Source organism: Kitasatospora sp. NPDC093806 (genome assembly GCF_040683335.1).
Taxonomy (GTDB): domain Bacteria; phylum Actinomycetota; class Actinomycetes; order Streptomycetales; family Streptomycetaceae; genus Kitasatospora.
Genome location: NZ_JBFBDO010000094.1, coordinates 1 through 4,140, shown reverse-complemented (window position 1 = coordinate 4,140; position 4,140 = coordinate 1). Strand labels below are relative to the sequence as shown.

The following is a 4,140-nucleotide window of genomic DNA, read 5'->3' as shown; positions in this document are numbered from 1 at the left end:
CCCTACGCGGAAGCAATGGCGGGGCTACCACCCTCGGCGCCTCGGGTGGCCGGCCCGCAGCGGAGGGCGAGGGCAACGGCAGACGCGCCTCCCCCTCGCGTGTCGCCGGTGGCGCGCTCTCCTCCGAGGCCCCGGCCGGCCGCCACGGCAACAACGAGGCCTCCCCCGGAGCCTCGGACGGCCGGCCCGTGCCCGAGGACCGGAGCAGCGGCGGGTGCGCCTCACCCGTACGCGGCGACGGCGGCGCCGGCTCCCCCAGCACCTCCGCCGGTGGGCCGGTGCGGAGGACGCGGCCGGCTTCCAGGACGACCACCTCGTCGGCCAACTCCCGTACCACCTCCAGGGCGTGGCTGAGCAGCAGCAGCCCGGTGCCGCGGGCGACCAGGCGGGCGAGCAGGGTGGTCAGGCGGCGGGTGGTCTGCGGGTCCTGGCCGGTGGTGGGTTCGTCGGCGACGATCACCCGGGCGCCGGTCAGCAGTGCCTGGGCGAGGACCACGCGTTGCTGCTGGCCGCCGGAGAGCTGGTGCGGGAAGCGCCGCAACAGGCCGTTCACGTCCGCCAGTTCGGCGTCGACCAGCGCTCGCCTGATCGCCTCCCGGCCGCCGCCGTGGACCCGGGCGAGGTCGCGCAGCAGGACGCCGACGCGGCGGGCCGGGTTGAGCACGGTGGCGGGGTGCTGCGGCACGTGGCCGACCCGGTGGGTGGCGCTGACCGTGCCGGTCACCCGCGCGCCGTCCGGGTAGCCGCCGAGCAGGGCGTGCGCGGTGGTGGTCTTGCCGCTGCCGGACGGTCCGACCAGGGCCGTCACCCGGCCGGGCCGCACCCGCAGGGAGACCCCGTCCACCAGCGGGCGGGCGCCGACCCGGACCGTCAGCCGGTCCACGGTCACCAGATCCGGTCCGGTCACGGCCGGTCCTCCTTCCCGAGGTCCGCCGCCTCCGGCGCCCGGCCGGGCCGGTGCAGGGCGGCGTCGAACAGCAGATTGGTGCCGGTCGAGAGCCCGGCGACGAGCAGCGCCGGGACGACCACCGCCCAGGGCTGGAGGAAGAGTCCCGGCCGGTTGCGGTCGACCATCACCGCCCAGTCGGCGGCGTCGGGCTGCACGCCCACCCCGAGGAAGGCCGCCGTCGCGACCAGGTACAGGGCGCCGACCAGGCGGGTGCCGGCGTCGGCGGCGAGGGTGCGGCGGACCGTCCGGGCGACCTGGTCGAAGGCGATCGCCCACCACGACTCGCCGTGCAGCCGCAGCGCCTCCACCACCGGCCGGGACGCCGCCTCGACGGCCGCCGCGTGCACCACCCGCGCGACGTCCGGCACCGCCGCGACCCCGACCAGGACGGCGAGTCCGGCCGGGCCCGGTTCCAGGGCGGTGGCGACCAGCAGGACGAGCAGCAGCGAGGGGACCGCGATCAGCACGTCCAGCGGCCGCAGCAGCAGTTCCTGGAGCCAGGCCCGGCCGGTGAGCGCGGCGCCCAGCGCGAGCGGCAGCGCCAGCGCGTACGCGAGGGCGGTCGCGGCCAGGGCCACCAGCACCACCGAGCGGCCGCCGAGCAGGACCTGCCGCCAGACGTCGCGGCCGGTGAAGTCGGTGCCCAGCCAGTGCCCGCCGCCCGCGGTGAACGACACCCCGCGCGGCCCCGGTTCGCCCGCCAGCAGCGGCCCGAACAGGGCGAGCAGCAGCGGGACGGCGACCAGCGCGAGGCCCAGCGCGTACTTCCCGGGACCCCGCCCGGGACGCCGCCTCATACGGCGAGTTCCGTTCGCGGGGCGAGCCGGCGGGTGGCGAGGTCGGCGGCGAGGTTGAGCAGCACGGTCACGGTGCCGAACAGCACGGCCAGGCCCTGGACCACCGGCACGTCGCGGGCGGCGACCGCGTCCAGCAGGACGGTGCCGAGCCCGGGGATCACGAACAGCGCCTCGGCGACGATCACGCCGCAGAGCAACCAGTCGGCCGTGCGGGCGAGTTGCTGGGTGGCCGGGCCGAGCGCGTTGGGGAGGGCGTGGGTCCAGCGGACCCGGGCGGGCGGGACGCCGCAGCGCAGCGCGTGGACGGCGTACGGCGCGGCCATCGCGTCGACCAGGCCGGCCCGGACCAGGCGGGCGATCGAGCAGACCGGGCGGGCCAGCAGGACCACGACCGGCAGCACCAGCGCGGCCGGCTGCGCGCCGATCCCGCCGACGGCGGTCGGCGGGAGCCAGCCGAGCCGCAGCGCGAAGACCGCCGTGAGCAGCACGCCGAGCGCGAACTCCGGTACCGCGTAGACCCCGAGGGTGACCGTGCTGATCGCGCGATCCAGGGCGCCGCCCTCGCGGCGGGCGGCGAGCATGCCGAGGCCGACCGCCGTCGGGACGAGCAGGGTGAGGGTGAGCGAGGCCAGCAGCAGGGTCGGGGCGAGGCCGTCGGCGAGGTAGCCGGCCACCGGGCGGCCGCTGACCAGCGAGCGGCCGAGTTCGCCGTGCGCCAACTCCCCCGCCCAGTCGGCGAACCGCTCCACGGCCGGGCGGTCCAGCCGCAGCGCGGCGCGGATCGCGGCGATCCGGGCCGGGTCGGGGTCGTCGCCCGCGATGGTGACGGCGGCGTCGCCGGGCAGCGCCTCGGTGAGGACGAAGACCAGCACCGGGACGGCCGCGACCTGCCCGGCGCCGAGCAGCAGCCGGCGCCGGGCCCAGCCGCGCAGCGGCGTCGTCATGCCAGCCAGACCTTGTCGAACCTGGCCCAGTCCAGGGTGTTGGCGGGCGCGTCGGCGGCGACTCCGCGCAGCTGCGGGGCGGTGCCGACGATCCAGTCGGCGAAGCCCCAGACCAGCAGTCCGCCCTCCTCGAACAGCCGGCGCTGCATCCGCTCGTAGAGGGCGGTGCGGGCGGCCGGGTCGGCGGTCGACTGGGCCTGGGTGTAGAGGTCGTCGAAGTCGCGGTGGCGCCAGTGGCTGGCGTTGGTGGTGGAGTCGGAGAGCAGGCGCTGGGAGATGTGGGACTCGATCGGCATCGCGCCGGAGCGGAAGGAGGCGAGCACGCCGCCGTCCAGGATGTCCTTCCAGTAGGTGTCCTTGCTGCCGACCTTCACCTCCACGGTGATCCCGGCCCGGGCCGCCTGGTCCTTGAGGATGCCGGCCGCCTCGACCAGTCCGGCTGCGACCGGGGAGGTGTCGAGGGTGACCTTGAGGCCCTCGGCACCGGCCTCGCGCAGCAGCGCGCGGGCCCGGTCGAGGTCCCGGGTGCGCTGCGGCAGGCCGGCCGGGTAGTACTGGCTGCCCTTGCCGAACAGGTCGTTGCCGATCTCGCCGGCGCCGGAGAGCGCGCCGTCGACGAACTCCTTCCGGTCGACGAGGTGGAAGAACGCCTGGCGGACCCGGACGTCGTCGAAGGGCGGCCGGTCGGTCTTCATCACGAATCCCTGCATCGCGCTGTTGCGCAGCCGGACGATGCCGATCCGGCCGCCGGACTCGTGGGCGCGGGCGGTGGCGGGGGTCAACTCGTGGGCGTACTCGGCCTGTCCGGCGAGCAGCGCGTTGGCGCGGGCGGACTCCTCGGCGGCGGCGAGGAGCTCCAGTTCGTCGAGGTGCGGCGCGCCGTCCCAGTGGCCGTCGAAGCGGCGGACCAGCAGTGAGACACCGGGCTTGAAGGAGACGAAGGCGAACGGGCCGGAGCCGACCGGCTGTCGGAAGTCCTCGGCGCCGTCCGGGACGATGTAGGCGCCGAACGCGGCCAGTACGTTGGGGAATTCGGCGTAGGGGCGCTTGAGCCGGAACTCGACGGTGCGCGGGTCGACGGCGCGGCTGGCGGTGAGGTCGACCGGTTCGAGCGAGGCGCGGGCGCGGAACGCCCGCTTGGGGTCGGCTATTCGGCGGTAGCTGAACAGGACGTCGGCGGCGGTGACCGGGCGGCCGTCGTGGAAGGCGGCCTCGCGCAGCCGGACGGTCCAGACGTCCAGGGTGGCGTTGGGTTCCCAGCCGGCGGCGAGGCGGGGGACGGCGGCGAGGTCGGGGCCGTAGTCGGCGAGCTTGTCGAAGAGCGCCTTGGCCCGGGCGGCGTCGGCGAACAGGTTGACCTGGTGCGGATCGAGGGTCTCGTTGGCGCCGCCGCCGGCGAAGAGGGCGCGCAGCCGGCCGCCGCGCCGGGGGGTGGCGGCGGCCGGGGCGG

4 protein-coding genes are annotated in these 4,140 nt (G+C 76.4%); all 4 read right to left on the bottom strand.

The genetic code is table 11. From position 1 onward, the window contains the following. Nucleotides 1–907: ATP-binding cassette domain-containing protein (locus tag AB0N76_RS31005; RefSeq protein WP_363562782.1), on the bottom strand; the 907-nt coding region annotated here is incomplete at its 3' end. Then, nucleotides 904–1,746, bottom strand: coding sequence for an ABC transporter permease subunit (locus AB0N76_RS31000; RefSeq protein WP_363562780.1), 843 nt, complete (start codon nucleotides 1,744–1,746; stop codon nucleotides 904–906). The genes AB0N76_RS31005 and AB0N76_RS31000, both read right to left, overlap by 4 nt. After that, nucleotides 1,743–2,690 (bottom strand): ABC transporter permease, encoded by a 948-nt coding sequence (locus AB0N76_RS30995; protein WP_363562778.1) that lies wholly within the window; start codon nucleotides 2,688–2,690, stop codon nucleotides 1,743–1,745. The genes AB0N76_RS31000 and AB0N76_RS30995 overlap by 4 nt, the downstream gene beginning before the upstream one ends. Further along, nucleotides 2,687–4,140: ABC transporter substrate-binding protein (locus AB0N76_RS30990; RefSeq protein ID WP_363562776.1), on the bottom strand; the 1,454-nt coding region annotated here is incomplete at its 5' end. The genes AB0N76_RS30995 and AB0N76_RS30990, both read right to left, overlap by 4 nt.

Coding starts and splice junctions, on each gene's coding strand:
- AB0N76_RS31000 (WP_363562780.1), bottom strand. CDS start 1,746: ATGAGGCGGCGTCCCGGGCGGGGTCCCGGGAAGTACGCGCTGGGCCTC.
- AB0N76_RS30995 (WP_363562778.1), bottom strand. CDS start 2,690: ATGACGACGCCGCTGCGCGGCTGGGCCCGGCGCCGGCTGCTGCTCGGC.